Consider the following 1,426-nt stretch of genomic DNA (forward strand, 5'->3'; position numbering starts at 1 on the left):
GATCGGCACCACCCTTATCAATGGGGGCAGGGGGGATCAAAGACAAAATCTATCTTCAATTTAATTGAAACCACTTACTTAATTGGCTGTTAAAACCAGAAAAAAAAGGGCGAACAAAATTCACCCTAACAGACAAAGTAATCATCCTACAAAGTGCCGATAAACTTATCAATGCGATCGAATCCTTTCTCAATTGTCTTTAGGTCTGTAGCATAGGAAAGACGAATACAATCATCGGCACCGAAAGCAATACCGGGGATAGCAGCTACTTTTTGGGTTTCGAGCAGTTTCTGACAAAAATCCCGTGATTTTAAACCAGTTTGACTAATATCGATAAACACATAAAAAGCACCGTTGGGAGTAGGACAATTGAGTCCGGGGATTGCTCGCACTCGTTCTAAAATATACTGTCGGCGCTCGCTAAAAGCTTTGACCATTTCCTCAATGCAATCTTGGGGACTCTCCAAAGCAGCGATCGCACCGTACTGGGCAAAAGTGCAGACATTGGAGGTACTATGACTTTGGATCTTAGTCATAGCCTTGACAATTTCCACCGGTCCTGCTATGTAACCGACGCGCCACCCCGTCATCGAGAAAGCTTTAGCAAAACCATTACTAATAATACTGCGCTGAAAGATTTCCGGACCAAAAGAAGCGATACTGCGGTGAATTGCGCCATCGTAGAGGATTTTCTCGTAAATTTCATCAGAAACCACTAAAATATCCTTTTCAACCACAATTTTTGCTAAAGCTGCGATTTCTTCGGGAGTATAGACAATGCCGGTGGGATTAGAGGGAGAATTGAAAACAAATAATTTAGTTTTCGGTGTAATTGCCGCTTCTAGCTGTTCAGGGGTGATTTTATACTGATTCTCTAGGCTAGTGTTCACTATAATCGATGTTCCCCCCGCTAACGTCACCATTTCAGGATAACTCAACCAGTAGGGTGCGGGAATAATCACTTCGTCCCCCGCTTCAATTAACGCCATGATCAGATTATAGAGAGACTGTTTACCCCCATTGGTAACGATGACATTATCGGCATTGTATGCTAGTTGATTATCCCGCAGCAATTTCTCGGCGATCGCTTTTCTTAACCCCAGTTCTCCGGCAGCCGGTCCGTAGCGAGTTTTTCCCTCATCGAGGGCCTTTTTCGCGGCAGCTTTGATGTGAGTGGGTGTGTCGAAATCTGGCTCCCCGGCGCTAAAACTACAGACATCTTCGCCGTTTTTCTTCATTTCCTTGGCCAGAGAGTCGATAGCTAGGGTAAGGGAGGGAGTAACTTGATTGACTCGTGACGCTAGTTTCATAGTATTTTACCCTGAAAGGGCTTTTCTGATGACCTACACAACCTTTAGTATTGTCCATCACCTCGATTGTTCTGGGTGTTTTTTTATATAATCTCCGGAATTGCGGCGCTTAGGGA

General features: G+C 44.2%; 1 protein-coding gene. It reads right to left on the reverse strand.

Annotated features, from left to right (window positions below; all coding sequences use genetic code 11):
* Nucleotides 1-146: 146 nt before the first annotated feature.
* Nucleotides 147-1,310, reverse strand: coding sequence for a pyridoxal phosphate-dependent aminotransferase (locus tag IQ242_RS24710; protein ID WP_193961772.1), 1,164 nt, complete (start codon nucleotides 1,308-1,310; stop codon nucleotides 147-149).
* Nucleotides 1,311-1,426 lie beyond the last annotated feature (116 nt).

Source organism: Microcystis sp. LEGE 08355, assembly GCF_015207185.1.
Taxonomy (GTDB): Bacteria; Cyanobacteriota; Cyanobacteriia; order Cyanobacteriales; family Microcystaceae; genus Microcystis; species Microcystis panniformis.